Annotated in this window: 14 protein-coding genes; 8 read left to right on the top strand and 6 right to left on the bottom strand. The window is 66.4% G+C overall.

The window, feature by feature from the left end; translation table 11 throughout:
* Positions 1 to 23: 23 nt before the first annotated feature.
* From JMF82_RS06200 to mazG, 4 genes are read left to right on the top strand one after another with little or no spacing between them, the layout of a single operon-like run.
* Positions 24 to 371, top strand: coding sequence for a hypothetical protein (locus tag JMF82_RS06200; protein WP_201313660.1), 348 nt, complete (start codon positions 24 to 26; stop codon positions 369 to 371).
* A 14-nt stretch (positions 372 to 385) separates the two neighbouring features.
* Positions 386 to 943 (top strand): ADP compounds hydrolase NudE, encoded by a 558-nt coding sequence (gene nudE / locus JMF82_RS06195; protein WP_111984055.1) that lies wholly within the window; start codon positions 386 to 388, stop codon positions 941 to 943.
* Positions 940 to 1,764: a 3'(2'),5'-bisphosphate nucleotidase CysQ gene (gene cysQ / locus JMF82_RS06190; RefSeq protein WP_201313659.1), complete on the top strand. Its 825-nt coding sequence runs from the start codon at positions 940 to 942 to the stop codon at positions 1,762 to 1,764. Before nudE ends, cysQ begins: the two co-directional genes overlap by 4 nt.
* Positions 1,764 to 2,579, top strand: a complete 816-nt coding sequence (gene mazG / locus JMF82_RS06185) for a nucleoside triphosphate pyrophosphohydrolase (protein WP_201313658.1) — start codon at positions 1,764 to 1,766, stop codon at positions 2,577 to 2,579. The genes cysQ and mazG overlap by 1 nt, the downstream gene beginning before the upstream one ends.
* Positions 2,580 to 2,661: 82 nt before the next feature.
* Here the strand turns inward: mazG and JMF82_RS06180 are convergent, their stop codons facing one another.
* Complete coding sequence (locus JMF82_RS06180) at positions 2,662 to 3,210, bottom strand: hypothetical protein (RefSeq protein ID WP_201313657.1); 549 nt, start codon at positions 3,208 to 3,210, stop codon at positions 2,662 to 2,664.
* Positions 3,211 to 3,335: 125 nt separating this feature from the next.
* Between JMF82_RS06180 and JMF82_RS06175 the strand changes: the two genes are divergently transcribed.
* Positions 3,336 to 4,112, top strand: a complete 777-nt coding sequence (locus JMF82_RS06175) for a DUF4097 family beta strand repeat-containing protein (protein ID WP_201313656.1) — start codon at positions 3,336 to 3,338, stop codon at positions 4,110 to 4,112.
* A gap of 7 nt (positions 4,113 to 4,119) precedes the next feature.
* Here the strand turns inward: JMF82_RS06175 and JMF82_RS06170 are convergent, their stop codons facing one another.
* The 3 genes from JMF82_RS06170 to JMF82_RS06160 form a co-directional block, all read right to left on the bottom strand.
* The gene (locus tag JMF82_RS06170; protein WP_201313685.1) at positions 4,120 to 5,211 is read right to left on the bottom strand and encodes an SLC13 family permease; all 1,092 of its coding nucleotides are present in this window, start codon (positions 5,209 to 5,211) and stop codon (positions 4,120 to 4,122) included.
* A 63-nt stretch (positions 5,212 to 5,274) separates the two neighbouring features.
* Positions 5,275 to 7,758, bottom strand: coding sequence for an FtsX-like permease family protein (locus tag JMF82_RS06165; RefSeq protein WP_201313655.1), 2,484 nt, complete (start codon positions 7,756 to 7,758; stop codon positions 5,275 to 5,277).
* 31 nt (positions 7,759 to 7,789) lie between these two features.
* Positions 7,790 to 8,512, bottom strand: coding sequence for an ATP-binding cassette domain-containing protein (locus JMF82_RS06160; protein ID WP_201313654.1), 723 nt, complete (start codon positions 8,510 to 8,512; stop codon positions 7,790 to 7,792).
* Here JMF82_RS06160 and JMF82_RS06155 point away from each other — a divergent pair.
* From JMF82_RS06155 to JMF82_RS06145, 3 genes are all read left to right on the top strand, one after another.
* Positions 8,511 to 9,128 carry an arylesterase gene (locus JMF82_RS06155; protein ID WP_201313653.1) on the top strand — a complete coding sequence of 206 codons (618 nt, stop codon included), beginning with the start codon at positions 8,511 to 8,513 and terminating at the stop codon, positions 9,126 to 9,128. The two genes, JMF82_RS06160 and JMF82_RS06155, sit on opposite strands and share 2 nt — an antisense overlap.
* Positions 9,129 to 9,238: 110 nt before the next feature.
* The gene (locus JMF82_RS06150; RefSeq protein ID WP_038615615.1) at positions 9,239 to 9,970 is read left to right on the top strand and encodes a response regulator transcription factor; all 732 of its coding nucleotides are present in this window, start codon (positions 9,239 to 9,241) and stop codon (positions 9,968 to 9,970) included.
* Between the two features lie 20 nt (positions 9,971 to 9,990).
* Entirely contained in the window at positions 9,991 to 10,977 is a 987-nt protein-coding gene (locus JMF82_RS06145) for a HAMP domain-containing sensor histidine kinase (protein ID WP_201313652.1), read from the top strand.
* A 4-nt stretch (positions 10,978 to 10,981) separates the two neighbouring features.
* On the opposite strand, the gene JMF82_RS06140 is transcribed toward JMF82_RS06145, so the two are convergent.
* Both JMF82_RS06140 and JMF82_RS22195 read right to left on the bottom strand, forming a co-directional pair.
* The gene (locus tag JMF82_RS06140) at positions 10,982 to 13,210 is read right to left on the bottom strand and encodes a reprolysin-like metallopeptidase (RefSeq protein WP_201313651.1); all 2,229 of its coding nucleotides are present in this window, start codon (positions 13,208 to 13,210) and stop codon (positions 10,982 to 10,984) included.
* A gap of 81 nt (positions 13,211 to 13,291) precedes the next feature.
* A complete protein-coding gene (locus JMF82_RS22195; RefSeq protein WP_201313650.1) occupies positions 13,292 to 14,644 on the bottom strand; it encodes a 3-oxoacid CoA-transferase in 1,353 nt (450 codons plus the stop codon).
* Positions 14,645 to 14,664 lie beyond the last annotated feature (20 nt).

Raw genomic sequence — 14,664 nt, 5'->3', positions numbered from 1 at the left:
AGAGGTCTGGAATGGATGCATCCATGCAGATGCTGTACGGGCTGCTGGCCAACGCGCCGCCGATGGCGGCGGCCGTCATCGGCGTGGTGGTGGCTGGGGTGTTCTGGCGAAAAATGCCGGATTCGGCGCTGTTGCTCCTGCTCGCCAGCATCATCGAAATAGTGGTGCTGCTGGCCTCCGGCTGGTACCACTTTGCCTATTTCCCCGCCGCAGTGCAGGCGCACGAGCAGACCACCATGGAGCTGGCCCGCCATGCCGCCGTCTTCGGCATGGCCACGAGCGTGGCCCAGGGCATCGTGTTCGGCCTCCTGGTCTGGGCGGTGGCGGCCGGGCGCGGTCGCCAGTCGCCGCCGGTGATGCCGGGACGCTGAGCTACAATCGACCCATGCGCAAGCCACCCATCATCCATGCGACACGCGACGTGCACGACAGCAGTTTCCTGCGCGTCGAGCAGCTCGACCTGGAATTCTCCAACGGCGAACGCCGCGTCTACGAGCGGCTGAAGGGCAGCGGCCTGGGCGCCGTCATCATCGTGCCGATGCTCGATGACGAAACGGTGCTGCTGGTGCACGAGTACGGCGCGGGCGTCGGCCGCTATGAACTCAGCCTGCCCAAGGGCCGGCTCGATCGCGATGAAACGGTGGAGCAGGGCGCCGATCGCGAGCTCAAGGAAGAGATCGGCTATGGCGCGCGCAAGCTGAAGATCCTGCACAACCTGTCGCTGTCGCCCTCGTACATGACGCACATGGCGCATGTCGTGCTGGCGCAGGACCTCTATCCCGAACGCCTGCAGGGCGACGAACCCGAGGAACTGGAAGTGGTTCCGTGGAAGCTCGCCGACCTGCATCTCCTGATCGCACGCGAAGACGTCACCGAAGGCCGTTCGATCGCCGCCCTCTTCATGGCCCGCGAGTACCTCGCCGGCCGGTTTTCCCCGACATGAGCCACCTTCCGTTTTCCACGCTGCTCCAGCAGGTGGCCAGCCTCGCGCGCAAGGCGGGCGATGCCATCCTGCTCGTCTATGGCGAAGACTTCGAAGTGCAGCGCAAGGTGGACCAGTCGCCCGTCACGGCGGCGGACCTGGCGGCGCAACGCGTGATCACCGCCGGCCTGGTGCAGCTTGAGGGTGGCTTGCCGGTGATCTCGGAGGAGGCGCGCGCCGCGGCGTGGTCGGAGCGGCGCGACTGGACACGCTACTGGCTGGTCGATCCGCTCGACGGCACTCGCGAGTTCATCAAGCGCAACGGCGAGTTCACGGTGAACATCGCGCTGATCGAGCATCATGAGCCGGTGCTCGGCGTGGTGCTGGCGCCGGTGACAGGCGAGCTCTATGCGGCGGCGCGCGGGCAGGGTGCCTGGTTGCAATCGCGGGTGGATGCGCCTTGGCAGCGCATCGCCACGCGCGATTTCGCACAGCCGGCGACCGTGGCCGGCAGCCGCTCGCACGGAGCCGCGGGCGCGGCACTGCTCGACCAGTTGATCGGCGAAGGCTACCAATCGATGCCGTTGGGCTCGTCGCTGAAGTTCTGCCTGGTGGCGCGTGGCGACGCGGACGTCTATTTGCGTCGCGGCGCGACCAGCGAATGGGATACGGCGGCGGCGCAGAGCGTGCTCGAAGAGGCGGGCGGCGCCGTGCTCGATCTCGCCGGCGAGCCGCTGCGTTACAACCGCGGCGACTCGCTGATCAATCCCGAATTCATCGCGGTGGGGGACAGCGCCATCGACTGGAAAGGCCGCCTGCTTGCCGCCGACCTGGAGGCGTGATGACCGAGGCCGTTCGCCACAGCCTGGATGACCTGCTCGTCATCATGGCGCGCCTGCGCGACCCCCAAGGCGGCTGTCCGTGGGATCTGCAGCAGGATTTTTCCACCATCGCGCCTTACACCATCGAGGAGGCCTACGAGGTCGCCGACGCCATCGATCGCAAGGATTGGCACGATTTGCGCGACGAACTGGGCGACCTGCTGCTGCAGGTGGTGTTCCACGCGCAGATGGCGAAAGAGGTCGGGCTGTTTGAATTCGCTGATGTCGCCCATGCCATCAGCGACAAGATGGTGCGCCGCCATCCGCATGTGTTCGGCAACGAGAGCTACGAAGATCTCGATGCGCAGAAGCAGGCCTGGGACGACATCAAGAGCGCCGAGCGCGCGGCCAAGGGCGAGCAGCACGACGACAGCGCGCTCGCCGGTATTTCGCGTGGCTTGCCCGAGTGGAAACGCGCACTGAAGTTGCAGGAGCGTGCGGCCAAGGTCGGCTTCGACTGGCCGGATGAACAGCCCGTGCTCGACAAGCTGCTGGAGGAAGTCGAAGAAGTGCGCACGGAGTTTGCCCAGGGCCGTGACAAGCAGCGGCTGCAGGATGAAATCGGCGACGTGCTGTTCGTGGTGGCAAACCTCGCGCGGCACGCCGGCGTGGATTTTTCGCAGGCCTTCCGCCATGCCAATGCCAAGTTCGAGCGACGCTTCCGCCAGATGGAACAGCTGGCGCGCGAGGAGGGCCGGCCGCTGCCGGAGCGTGATCTGGTGGAGCAGGAAGCGCTGTGGCGCGAGGCCAAGCGCACGGACAAGCCGGCCGTCTGAAAAAAAAGGAGGCACGGGTTCTGGGGTCCCCGTGCCTCAGCCGTGGACGCTCCCGTGTCGGTCGCGTCGATTGTTCTTGTGGTTATGGTTGTGCGGTCGGCGCCGGCTTCATCGCGTTGCGCCGCTGTTCCCATTCGCTGCGCATCTTTTCAAAATCCGCGCGCTGCCTGGCTTCGTTGGCGAGGTTCTCGTCCAGGCTCTTGCGCAGCGTGGCGATGGCCTGCTCCGCATTGGCCGGCGCCGACTGGAGGCGGGCCAGGTGGTGGTAGACGTAGGTGCGCACGCGCGGATCCTGCGTTTTGGTCAGCACGTCGTTGTACAGCGCCTGCAGGTCCTTGCCGCGGCCGCTCTCGCGGTACAGGCGCTCGAGTGCCTGCAGGTCATCGATCACCGCGGAACCCGGGCCCTCGAAGCCGGGACCACCAAAGCCCTGGCGACCGGCACCCGGGCCATCACCCATGAAGCCCGGCATGTCGCCGTGTGCCATCTGCGGCCCACGCGGGGGCGCCGGCATGGCCTTGGCGGTGGGCGCCGGCGCGCCCTTGGGGGCGGCGTCCTGGGCGATGGCATAGCCGCCGCCTGCAACGATCAGCAGGACGAGGGCGGAGGTGAGCAGGGTCTTGCGTTGCATGTCGATCCATCTCCACGATGTGGGTCGAGCCTCAAACGTGCCGTGCCATCCCGCGTTGACCGGGGCTCTAAACCTTTTGGGTGCGCGCGACATCTCAAGCCTGTCTGGTCAATCAGGAGTTACCCATGCGTCGCCTTCTTCTTGCCGCACTGCTTCTCGCCCCCCTGGCTTCGCACGCTGACGAGTGCAAGTACGAGGCGCCGCGCAACCTCACCCTCGATCTGGCCGGCGTTCGCGAGGTGCAGGTGGACCTGCACAGCCACGACCTGCATCTGAACGGCAATGGCGGCGGTACGGGTGGTTCGGTCACCGGGCGCGCCTGCGCGTCTGATCCGAAGCTGCTGGAGGACCTGGTGGTCACGCAGCGCCGCGAAGGCGATCGCCTGATCGTGGAGGCGGGCAACCACGGCCGCATGACGATCAGCCTGTTCAAGAGCAGCTACACCAACCTCGAGCTCAACATGCAGGTGCCGGCGCAGATTCCGGTTGTGCTGAACGTCGGTTCCGGCGATGCCTGGGTAACCGGCTTGCAGAAGTTGTCCTCCCAGGTGGGTTCGGGCGACCTGCACGTCAACAAGATCGCCGGTCCCTTCAGCGCCAGCATCGGCTCGGGCGACGTGGACGTGCATGACGTGGGCAGCCTCGACATCGGCTCGATCGGTTCGGGCGACGTCAAGGTCGACGGCGTTCGCGGCGAATCGCGCGTGGGCAGCATCGGCTCGGGCGACGTCGCCATCCGCGACGTGAGCGGCAGCGTGCGCATCGACACCGTCGGCTCGGGCGACGTGCGGGTACGCGACGTGCGTGGCGACTTCACCGTGGGCGCGAAGGGCAGTGGCGACGTGAGCCACTCCGGCGTGCAGGGCAAGGTGAGCGTGCCGCGCGATCGCGACGACGACTGAGCCGTTTTCAGCCTAGCCAGCGCGATACGAGATAGACGAGCGGCGCGCACACCAGCAGAAACGGCACCGAGACCTGGTGCAGCAGCCGGCCACCGCCGGGCTGCTTCGCCAGGCGCAGTGCGATGAGGTTGGCCAGCGAACCGATGGCCAGTCCGAAGCCGCCCACGTTCACGGCCACCGCCAGCGCCATCGCATCCGGCGCGTGGCGCAGGAACAACACGGTGGCCGGCACGTTGCTGATCACCTGCGAGGCAACGATCCCGCTCACGTAAAGCGTGAGCGGCTGATCCAGGTTGAGCCCATCCAATGCGCGCTGCACGGGCGACAGTTCCGCGGCATGGCCCAGGCCCAGGAAAATCGCGGCGAAGGTGACCAGCAGCAGCCAGTCCACGCGCGCCAGCGTGCCGCGCTCCAGCAGCGCGAAGGGCACCATCAGAAGCAGCGCACCGAGCACGGCATGGTCGTGCTCCATCATCAGCACCATGCTCGCCAAGGCGGCCACCGACAGCGCGGCCTGCGCCATCGAGATGGGGTGGCCGTCGACGTCCTCGGCATGCAGCAGCACGCGCCCGCGCGGCAACCAGCACAGCGTGAGCAACGCCAGCAGCACGAACATCACGCCGAACGCCGGCAGCATCGCCCAGACAAAATGCAGAAAGGGCAGGTGCGTGTATTGCCACAGCAACAGGTTCTGTGGATTGCCGATCGGGCTGAGCGTGGAGCCGGCGTTCACGGCAAGCGCCTCCAGCACCACCATGCGCATCACCGGCACGTTGGAAATGCGGCCGATCGCGAGCGTGAGAGGCACCACGAGAAACAGGCTCACGTCATTGGTGAGCACCATCGCGAGCACGGCCGTGGTGCTCACCAGCATCAGCCCCAGCATGCGCAGCGAATGGGCGCGCGCCACCATGGCGGCCGCCAGGTGCTGCACCAGGCCACTGTCGCGGATGCCCTGGATGCAGATGAGCAGGCCGAGCAGGCCAGCCAGGGTCGGCAGCTGCAGCCAGCGCTGGTGATCGGCCAGCGGTCGCGGATCGGCCACGGCGAGCACGATGGTCAGCAGCAGGAAGCCGAGCAGCAACCACTCGTGTGCCATGCGCCGAAGTACCCGCATGACCGCGTTTTCGCCGCGGCCGGCGTCATCCTTGGATACAGTCACTTAGTTTTCCCGTAGTAGGCGCATCGGCGAGGTGCGGCTCACGCGCCGCGTGCCGGCCAGCCCCAGCAGCATCACCACGATGGCGGCCGCCAGCGCCGCCAACAGCAGCGAGCCCAGCGGAGGCACGAAGCCGTCGATGTGGAAGATGGCGTGCCCCAGCCAGAGGCCCGTGCCGGCGGCGCCAAACGCCGCGGTGAGGCCTGCCACCAGGCCGAGCAGGGCAAATTCGCAGGCCGCGGCGGCGCGCAACTGGCTACGGCGTGCGCCGAGCGTGCGCAGCAGGGCGGCCTCGTGGCGGCGCTCCTGCGCGCTGGCGGCGAGTGCCGCGGCAAGCACCAGCGCACCGGCGAGCAGGCTGAAGCCCAGCACCCAGCGCACCGCGCCGCTGACCTGGTTCACGATCTCGCGCACGCGGTCGAGCATGGCGTCCACGTCGATGAGGCTGAGGTTGCTGTAATCGCGCGACAGCTGCGCGAGTGACGGCGCATTGCCCCGCGGCAGGTAGAAGCTGGCGATCCAGGTGTGCGGGAGCTCGCTCGCATGGGCCGGGTCGAACACCAGGAAGAAGTTCACCCGGAACGAAGTCCAGTCGACCTTGCGGATGCTGCCCACGCGCGCGTCGATGTGGCCTTCGCCTACGTTGAAACTCATCACGTCGCCGACCTTCAGCGCAAACATGTCGCGCCACATGGTATCGACCGACACCTCGGCCTGGGCCGGATGTTCGCCATGCCATTGCCCGGCAATCACCTGGTTGCTGGGCGGCAGGTCGCCCGCCCAGGACAGGCGCAGCTGGCGATCGGCCCAATCCTTGGCCCGCTCGTCCTTGAAGCCCAGCTGGTCGATCGGATGGCCATTGATGGCGGTGAGCTTGCCCACCGCCAGTGGCAGCATGTTGAGCTTCTGGCCGCCCATGCCGGCGAGTGCATGTTCGAAGCCGGGGCGCTGGTCGTCCTGCAGGTTGAGTACGAACCAGTTCGGCGTATCCGCCGGCAGCTCGCGCCGCCAGCCTTCCAGCAGCGCCGGCGCGACGATGGCGAGCAGCAGCAGCGCAACCAGCCCCAGGCTAAGCGCCGTGGCCTGCAGCAGGCTCATGCCGCGCCGCCGTGCCAGGGCGGCGAGGCCCAGGCGCAAGGCGGGGTGCGCACCTGGCGCCACGCGTCGCGCGATCCACAGCAGCAGGGCGGAAAGCAGCGCCGCCACCACCGCCACGCCGGCCAGGCTCGCGGCAAGGATGCCGGCCAGCTTGGCCGAGCCGCTCTGGCTCCAGATCAGAAGCAGGGCGACGACGGCGGGTACCAGGTACAGCGCATCGAAGCGACGCACGCGCCGCGCGGCGCTTTCACGGAACACGGCGACCGGGGGCACCTCCGCGAGCCGCGTGAGCGGCGGCAGGGCGAAACCGGCCAGCACGGCAAGGCCCATCGCCGCGGCGGCCGCGGCGGGGCCCAGGGGCAACGCCGTGGGAACGGTGGTGAACATCTGGCTGGCGACATGCCAGGTCAGCTGGGCCAGGCCCAGCGCCACCAGGCCGCCCACGAGGACCGCCGGCACGGCAAGCAGCCCGAGTGTCCCGGTCAGCAAGCCCAGCACCTGTCGCCGCGGCGTGCCGAGCGCGCGCAGCAGGGCTACTTCGTTCGTCTTGCGGCGTGCGTAGCGCTGTGCGGCCATCGCGATGGCCACGCCGGCCAGCAGCGCCGACAGCAGGGCGGTGAGCCTCAGGAAGGCGCTGGCGCGGTCGAAGGCGCTGCGCATGCGCTCCTGGGTCTGTTCGGGCGTGATCAGCTCCGCGCCTTGGGGAAGGGCCTGTTCCTGCACCCAGCGCCGCCAGCCCTGCACGGCATCGGGTTCGCCCGCGACCAGCAGGTGATGCCTCGCCCGGCTGCCCGCGCCCAGCAGGCCCGCCTGTTCGGCATCGGTGACATTCATCAGTGCCCTTGGCGCCATCGCGACCAGTTCGCCGCCGTCGGGCTGGCGCAGCAGTTCCCCGGCGATGCGCAGGTCGCGTCCGCCCAGTTGCACGGCGTCGCCGAGCTTGAGGTTCAGGGCGACCAGCGCGCGGTGATCCAGGTAAACCGTGCCCGCCGGCGGGCCATGGCCAACCACGCTCTTGCCCTGCGGATCGCGCAGTTCCAGCGTGCCGCGCAACGGATAGGCGCCATCGGTGGCCTGCACATCGAGCAACTGGCTCTGTTCGTGCGCGAACGCGACGCTTGGGAAGCTGGCATTGCGCGTAACGTGCAGGCCGAGCTGCATGGCCTGCTCGGCGTAGTTCGCCGGGAGTGCCTGCGGCGCGCTGATGCCCAGGTCGCCACCGATCAACTCCGCGGCGCTCGCCAGCACCCCGCGCTCCATGCGGGTGGACAGCGTGGCGACCACGCCCAGCGCCACCACGGCCAGCACCAGCGATGCCCCCAGCGTGCGCAGCTCCGGCAGATGCCATTCGCGACGCAGGCTGCGCAAGGACAGCGTGAGCAGCCTCATGCCGGACGCCCCGGCAGCGATGCACGCGCGCTCATGGCGCCACCGCTGCGCTTGCACGTGGCGCGATCACGCGGCCATTGTCCAGTTCGACCTGGCGCGTGCAGCGGGCCGCCAGCTTCGGGTCATGCGTGACCAGCACGAGCGTGGTGCGATGGTCGTGATTCAGCGCGAACATCAGGTCGCTGATGTGATGCCCGGTGCGCTGATCGAGATTGCCGGTGGGCTCGTCGGCAAACAGCAGGCGAGGCCGATGGACGAAGGCCCGCGCAATCGCCACGCGCTGCTGTTCGCCACCGGAAAGCTGCGCGGGGTAGTGGCGTCGGCGCGGCGCCAGCTCGACCGCCTCCAGCGCCTCGCGGGCGCGTGCGCGGGCGTCGTCGCGGCCTTCCAGTTCCAGTGGAAGCATGACGTTTTCCTCGGCGGTGAGCGCCGGGAGCAGGTGGAACGACTGGAACACGAAACCGACGAGGCGGCGGCGCAGGTCGGCGCGCGCTTCCTCGTCCATGGATTCCAGCGCATGGCCGTCGAGCGCGATGCGGCCGCGGCTGGGCGTGTCGAGGCCGGCGAGGAGACCGAGCAGGGTGGTCTTGCCCGAGCCGGAGGCGCCCACGATGGCGAAGCTCTCCCCATCGCGCACCTGCAACGATACGCCGGAGAGGATATCCAGCCTGCCTTCGGGGCCCTGGACCGACTTGCTAACATCGATGGCATCCAGAAGAACACCGTTGGAAAAAGCGGAGGCCGTGCCACTCATGCGTCGTTTCCTTTGTTGCCTCGTCATGCTGCTGGGCGCCGTCGCCGGCACCGCCCAGGCGGCCCCGCCGAAAACCGTGCTGGTGCTGGGCGATTCCTTGTCGGCCGCGCACAACATCCCGGTCGAGTCCGGCTGGGTGCACCTGCTGGGCGACCGTCTCGCCAAGATGGAGCCGGGTTGGACGGTGGTCAATGCCAGCATCAGCGGCGAGACGTCGCTGAGCGGCCGCAACCGGTTGCCGGCGCTGCTGGAGAAATATCACCCGGCCGTATTGGTGATCGAGCTGGGCGCCAACGACGGCCTGCGCGGGCTGCCGCTGGCCCAGCTGCGCGACAACCTCACGGCCATGGTCGCCGCGGCCCAGCAGGCCAAGGCGCGGGTGCTGCTGCTGGGCATCGAACTGCCGGTGAACTACGGCCCACAGTACCGTGACGGTCTGCGGGCGGTGTACGCCGACGTAGCGAAGGACAAGAAGGCCGCACTGCTGCCCTTCCTGCTCGACGGCGTGGCCCTGAAGCCCGGGCTGATGCAGGAAGACGGCCTGCATCCGGTCGCCTCCGCGCAGCCCCAGGTATTGGACAACGTGTGGAAGGCCTTGACGCCGCTGTTGCACTAAGGTGAACACGCTCACAACCCGATGTGAATCTGTCAGCGGATTTTCACGCGAGCCTCACGATGCGGGTCGTTAGCTGTTCACCTTTGTGAAGTCAGCTGCAGGAGGTAGGGATGAGCGCACGCGATGAACAGTCCGGCCTGATTCTTCTGGTCGAAGACAATCGCCAGATCGCCGAGATGGTCGGCGAATTCCTTGAGCGCCGGGGTTATTCGGTCGACTACGCCGCGGACGGCGTCAGCGGCCTGCACCTGGCGGTCTCCAACAGCTACGACGTGGTGGTGCTCGACCTGATGCTGCCGGGCATGGATGGCCTGGATGTCTGCCGCAAGCTTCGCCGCGATGCCAAGAAATCCACGCCGGTGCTGATGCTCACCGCGCGCGACACGCTCGAAGACAAGCTGGTCGGCCTGGAAGCCGGCGCCGACGACTACCTGGTCAAGCCGTTCGAAGTGCGGGAGCTGGAAGCGCGCCTTCGCGCGTTGATCCGTCGCGACCGTCGCCAGGTGTCCACCGAGATACTCACGGTGGGCGACATGACGCTGGACACGGCCACGCTGCGCCTCGTCCGAGGCGGCCAGGAGCTCACCGTGTCGCCGATCGGGTTGAAGTTGCTCGCCATCCTCATGCGCGAATCACCGCGCGTGGTGAGCCGCCGCGACATCGAGCGCGAAATCTGGGGTGACACGCTGCCCGATTCGGACACGCTGCGGTCGCATCTCTATAACCTGCGCCGGGTGATCGACAAGCCGTTCGATCGTCCGTTGCTGCATACCATCCACTCCGCCGGATACCGCCTTGCCGATCTCGAATCGGAGGTCGCTACTGCCTCGCAGCCGGCATGATCGGTAGCGCATGAACTGACATGGCAAGCAGGGGCACTGCGCGGCCCGCGTCGGCCTTGGGACGCGGGCTGTTCCATCGACGTCTCGCGATCATTTTCGGTCTGCAATGGCTGGCCGTGGTGATCGTTTGCCTGATGGGCGTCTACAACGTGGCGCCCATCGGCGCCGTGCTCGCGCTGATCGTCATCATCAGCGTGCTGGCCTGGTTCGCCGCGTGGCACCAGTGGTCGCCCGTGGTCCGCCTGGCGCGTGCCGTGAGCCGCTGGGACGAAGGCTCCCTGGATCTCGACGGCTGGCGTCCCGACCAGTTGCCACGCCGCACGGACGCGGACGTGATGACGCTGGCCAACAGCCTGTACGGCTTCGCCAACCGCATCGCCGGCTACAACCAGCGCGAACGCAACTTCACGCGCGATGCCAGCCACGAACTGCGCAGCCCGCTCACCGTGATCAAGATGTCGGCCGACATGCTGGCGGATGACCTCTCGCTCGGTGAATTCGGCCAGCGCTCGGTGCAGCGCATCAAGCGTTCGACGCGCGAGATGGAGGCATTGGTGGAAGCGCTGCTGATCCTCGCGCGCGAATCGGACAACGGGCTCACCGAAGAAGACTTCGTCGTCAACGACGTCATCAGGCACGAGCTGCCTGACGTGCTGGCCATGCTGGAAGGGCGACCCATCACGCTGGAGCTGGAAGAGCCGGCCCGCTTCGCGCTGCACGGCTCCCCCCGCGTTTTTTCCGTGCTGTGCTGGCAACTGATCCGCAACGCCTGCCAGCAGGCGGAAGGCGGCACCGTGGTGGTCACGGTCATGCCCGGCGTCGTCACCGTGACGCACCGCGGCGATGCCTCCGCCCCCCCGGCCGCGAACCGCCACGGTTTCGAACTGGCCATCGCCCAGCGCATCAGCGAACGCTTCCGCTGGCCGCTGGAACTGCAGACGCGCGATGACCGCAGGCACATCGCGCGCATCCGGTTTCCGGAGTCGACGCCGGTCGTTGCCGGATAATTGGCTACGGCCTGGTAATCAGGCCAGAGACCACGCTCCATCCATTCGGATAAGCCCAGTAAAAGCCAGTGCTGCCCGTCGGGTCTGCGGGAAAGCTAAGCAACTCCGTATCGGTGCTGAAGGCGCCGCTGCCATTATTCCTCCAGAGATAGAGGTAATTGCCCGGGGCGTTCCACAGAATGCTGACCACTGATGACGAAAACCTGTCGATCGCCGCAATGTGGTATCCGGAAGGCATCGTGCTGATGCTATAGCCTGTTCGCGTCGTGCCGTTCATCGTCCAATAGGCGAATTGGTGCGTCGTATCGTTCGTCCAGATCAGGTCTGCTTTCTGGTCGCCATCGACGTCACCGGCACCGACCAACTGCCAGCCAGCGGGATAGTCCAGGCCGCGAACGCTGCTGAAGGAGCCGCTGCCGTTGTTGATCCACAGGTATAGGTCGTTGTTGGGGCTGGTCCAAACCAGGTCCGTATGACCGTTGCCCTCGAAATCTCCAACGGCTGCGATGTAGTACCCCGGGGTCACGTTGACGGATCGGATGGAGGTTGACTTGGCGCCGTCCATGAGCCAATAGCCGAACTGATGTGTCGTGTTGTTCATCCACAAGAGATCGGACTTGCCGTCACCGTTCAGGTCGGCTGCACCGATCAACGTCCATCCTGCGGGATACACGCCGAGGTAGTTCGAAGCGAAATGTCCCGTGCCATCGTTCATCCACAAATAGAGATCATTGGCCGCGCTGGTCCACACCAGATCGGTCGAGCCGCTGTTGTCGAAGTCGCCGATGGCTGCGATGTGATAACCGGCAGCGACGGATACGATTCTTCCACTCTGGACCGAGGCGTCTTGCACAAGCAGAGAGGCGTACTGCCCTATCGAAGGATTCTGCAGCATCAGGTCGGCTGACCCATCGCCGTCCAGGTCAAGAGAAGGCTGCCCCGGGGCATTGAACGCCGCAACGATGGACATGGTCTGGTTAAGAGCCAGGGTCTGATTGGCCTGAGTCACGTCGCCGCAAGGATTTCCATTGCAGAGATTGATGGCCGGGTCGGCGAAATAAGGCACAGGCTGTTGATTGTCAGCACTGTAGGCCATGATGGTGTAGAAGCTGCCGGTGGTGAGTGTCTGGCGCCAGCCATAAGCGTAAGGAAAGACTCCCGGGCCATTGGCGTCGGCAATGTCATGGGCCAGCCCCATGTTGTGGCCCATCTCATGTGCCAGCGTCGTATCGAGGCAGTAATACCCGCCATTCACACCGTCCCCGATGGTTGAATAGCCATAAGGCGCCAAGGCCGTGGAGAGTGGCGCTCCGCTTGAGAAATTGAGGTAGCCCAGGCCACATACGCCGCCTTGGCCGGTCGACGAGAAGGGGCGGACCAGACTGACCAGGTCCGCACCCAGCGCATGGCGCTGAGCCCGGAGCGCGGCCAGAGGACCCGTGCTGGAGGGGTTCACCAGATCCGTGAGGACCGTGTTGTCATTGCTGTAGTCCTGGTAGTTCACCAGCATGGTGCCAACCAACCGCACGCGGCCGCTGACCTGGCTATCGCTGTATGCCTGGTTAGCCACTGCAACCAGGTAGTTCAGGCGGGTCACCACTCCCGACGCCGAGCCGATCTGCGTCACCATGCCGGGGGTGTAGCCCAGCAAGACATCCACGGTGGGACCGGTTCCCGGCGCCGCTGCCAGAAGTGTGGCTCCCGCCGCGGCCGATTGCACACGCGAACCGCCCGTGGGAGGGGTCTTCGCGACCGGTGGCAGTACATAGTCAACCGGCGCGGTGAACGGCGCCTGCAGCGTTGCCTGGGCGGCGGCAATCTGCTCGTCACGCTTGGTGATGTAACTCTTGCCCTGGCGGGTGACCAACCGTAGCGGCTTGGCATCCGATGAAAGGAGAGAGCCGAAGACGGCGTCTGTCCCCACGGTTATGACGATGCTGCGATCACCGCTCTTGGTTGCCAGCGTGCCTATCCAGGTCTGGTTGCCATCGGCCTGCTTGTCGACGCGGACCGTTCGGGCAAAAAGGTGTTCGCCATCGGGCGTCGTGAACCATAAACCACCTTCAGTCTGGGCGGTCCGCACGGCGTCGCGTTGCAGATCGACAGGGAACAGCCGTTCGTTTCCCTGAAGGAAGCTGTCCTTGGTGGAGATTTGCCGGACCAGTTCTGGTGCACCGGCAACACAAACGCTGCTGGCGCCCAACGCCAGCAGCGCAAAAAGCACCTTGCGCATTGTTTCCCCCTTGGTTCCGCGTTCTTGCGGAGCGGCCTGCCGGCCCGGCCCCATGTTACGACAGAACGTTGGGGGAAGGGTTTATAGCTCGGGCGAGACGGCGAACGCACACCCCGTCTTGGCCTTCACATCCTCAAGCGTCACGCCGTCGTGCAGCTCGATCAGGGTGAGGCCCTGGCCCTTTTCCACCGAGAACACGCACAGGTCGGTGATGATCAGGTCCACGCATTCCTTGCCGGTGATGGGCAGGTCGCACTGGTTCTTGATCTTGGGCGAGCCGTCCTTCGCGGTGTGTTCCATCAGCACCACCACGCGCTTCACGCCGCTGACCAGGTCCATGGCGCCACCGGGGCCCTTTACCATCTTGCCGGGGACCATCCAGTTGGCGAGGTCGCCGGTGCAGGACACTTCCAGGCCGCCGAGGATCGACAGGTCGATGTGGCCGCCGCGGATCATCGCGAACGACTCGGCGCTGGAGAAGAAGCTCGAGCCGGGCAGGGTGGTGATGGTCTGTTTGCCGGCGTTGATCAGGTCCGGGTCCACATGCGCGTCGTCCGGGAACGGGCCGATGCCGAGCAGGCCGTTCTCCGATTGCAGCGTGACGTCCATGCCCGGCGGGATGTAGTTCGCAACGAGCGTGGGGATGCCGATGCCCAGGTTCACGTAGAAACCGTCCTGCAGCTCCTTGGCGGCGCGCTGCGCCATCGCCGTGCGGATCGGGCTTTCCTTGCCGGTGTTGGCGCCGGCGATGGTGCGGAACTCGATGCGCTTCTCGTACGAGGGCCCCTGGATGATGCGGTCGACGTAGATGCCCGGCACGTGGATGTTGTCGGGCTCCAGCGTGCCCACTTCCACCAGCTCTTCCACTTCCGCGACGCAGACCTTGCCGCAGGTGGCGATCATCGGGTTGAAGTTGCGCGCGGTCTTGCGGAACACCAGGTTGCCGAGGCGATCGCCCTTCCATGCCTTCACGATCGACACGTCGGCGTGGATGGCTTCCTCCAGCACGTATTCCTTGCCGTCGAAGACCTTGGTTTCCTTGCCCTCGGCGAGCTTGGTGCCGAAGGCGGTGCGGGTATAGAAGCCGGGGATGCCGGCGCCGCCCGCGCGCAGCTTCTCGGCCAGCGTGCCCTGCGGCACCAGATGCAATTCCAGCTCGCCGGCCAGCACCTGGCGTTCGAATTCCTTGTTTTCGCCCACGTAGGAGGCGTACACGCGCTTCACCTGGCGGGTCTTGAGCAGCGGGCCCATGCCGAAGTCATCCACGCCGGCGTTGTTGCCGACAATGGTGAGCCCCTTGGTTCCGGCTTTCAGCAGCGCCGCGATCAGGTTCTCGGGGATGCCGCAGAGGCCGAAGCCGCCGGCGGCGATGGTCATGTCGTCGAACAGCAGCCCGTCGAGAGCTTGCGCCGCGCTTGCATAAACCTTGTCCATTGCTGGTGCCTTCTTGCAGG

It is taken from the genome of Dyella sp. EPa41, from assembly GCF_016586165.1.
Classification (GTDB): domain Bacteria; phylum Pseudomonadota; class Gammaproteobacteria; order Xanthomonadales; family Rhodanobacteraceae; genus Dyella.
The sequence above is the reverse complement of the archived record's forward strand: the minus strand, read 5'-3'. Positions and strand labels throughout refer to the sequence as shown.

What these genes read in the sequence shown, in the direction of transcription:
- JMF82_RS06165 (WP_201313655.1), bottom strand. Translation starts at nt 7,758, where the DNA reads ATGAGGCTGCTCACGCTGTCCTTGCGCAGCCTGCGTCGCGAATGGCAT.
- mazG (WP_201313658.1), top strand. Translation starts at nt 1,764, where the DNA reads ATGACCGAGGCCGTTCGCCACAGCCTGGATGACCTGCTCGTCATCATG.
- JMF82_RS06200 (WP_201313660.1), top strand. Translation starts at nt 24, where the DNA reads ATGCAGATGCTGTACGGGCTGCTGGCCAACGCGCCGCCGATGGCGGCG.
- JMF82_RS06180 (WP_201313657.1), bottom strand. Translation starts at nt 3,210, where the DNA reads ATGCAACGCAAGACCCTGCTCACCTCCGCCCTCGTCCTGCTGATCGTT.
- JMF82_RS06170 (WP_201313685.1), bottom strand. Translation starts at nt 5,211, where the DNA reads ATGGCACACGAGTGGTTGCTGCTCGGCTTCCTGCTGCTGACCATCGTG.
- JMF82_RS06160 (WP_201313654.1), bottom strand. Translation starts at nt 8,512, where the DNA reads ATGAGTGGCACGGCCTCCGCTTTTTCCAACGGTGTTCTTCTGGATGCC.
- JMF82_RS06155 (WP_201313653.1), top strand. Translation starts at nt 8,511, where the DNA reads ATGCGTCGTTTCCTTTGTTGCCTCGTCATGCTGCTGGGCGCCGTCGCC.
- JMF82_RS06145 (WP_201313652.1), top strand. Translation starts at nt 9,991, where the DNA reads ATGGCAAGCAGGGGCACTGCGCGGCCCGCGTCGGCCTTGGGACGCGGG.
- JMF82_RS22195 (WP_201313650.1), bottom strand. Translation starts at nt 14,644, where the DNA reads ATGGACAAGGTTTATGCAAGCGCGGCGCAAGCTCTCGACGGGCTGCTG.
- JMF82_RS06140 (WP_201313651.1), bottom strand. Translation starts at nt 13,210, where the DNA reads ATGCGCAAGGTGCTTTTTGCGCTGCTGGCGTTGGGCGCCAGCAGCGTT.
- JMF82_RS06150 (WP_038615615.1), top strand. Translation starts at nt 9,239, where the DNA reads ATGAGCGCACGCGATGAACAGTCCGGCCTGATTCTTCTGGTCGAAGAC.
- cysQ (WP_201313659.1), top strand. Translation starts at nt 940, where the DNA reads ATGAGCCACCTTCCGTTTTCCACGCTGCTCCAGCAGGTGGCCAGCCTC.
- JMF82_RS06175 (WP_201313656.1), top strand. Translation starts at nt 3,336, where the DNA reads ATGCGTCGCCTTCTTCTTGCCGCACTGCTTCTCGCCCCCCTGGCTTCG.
- nudE (WP_111984055.1), top strand. Translation starts at nt 386, where the DNA reads ATGCGCAAGCCACCCATCATCCATGCGACACGCGACGTGCACGACAGC.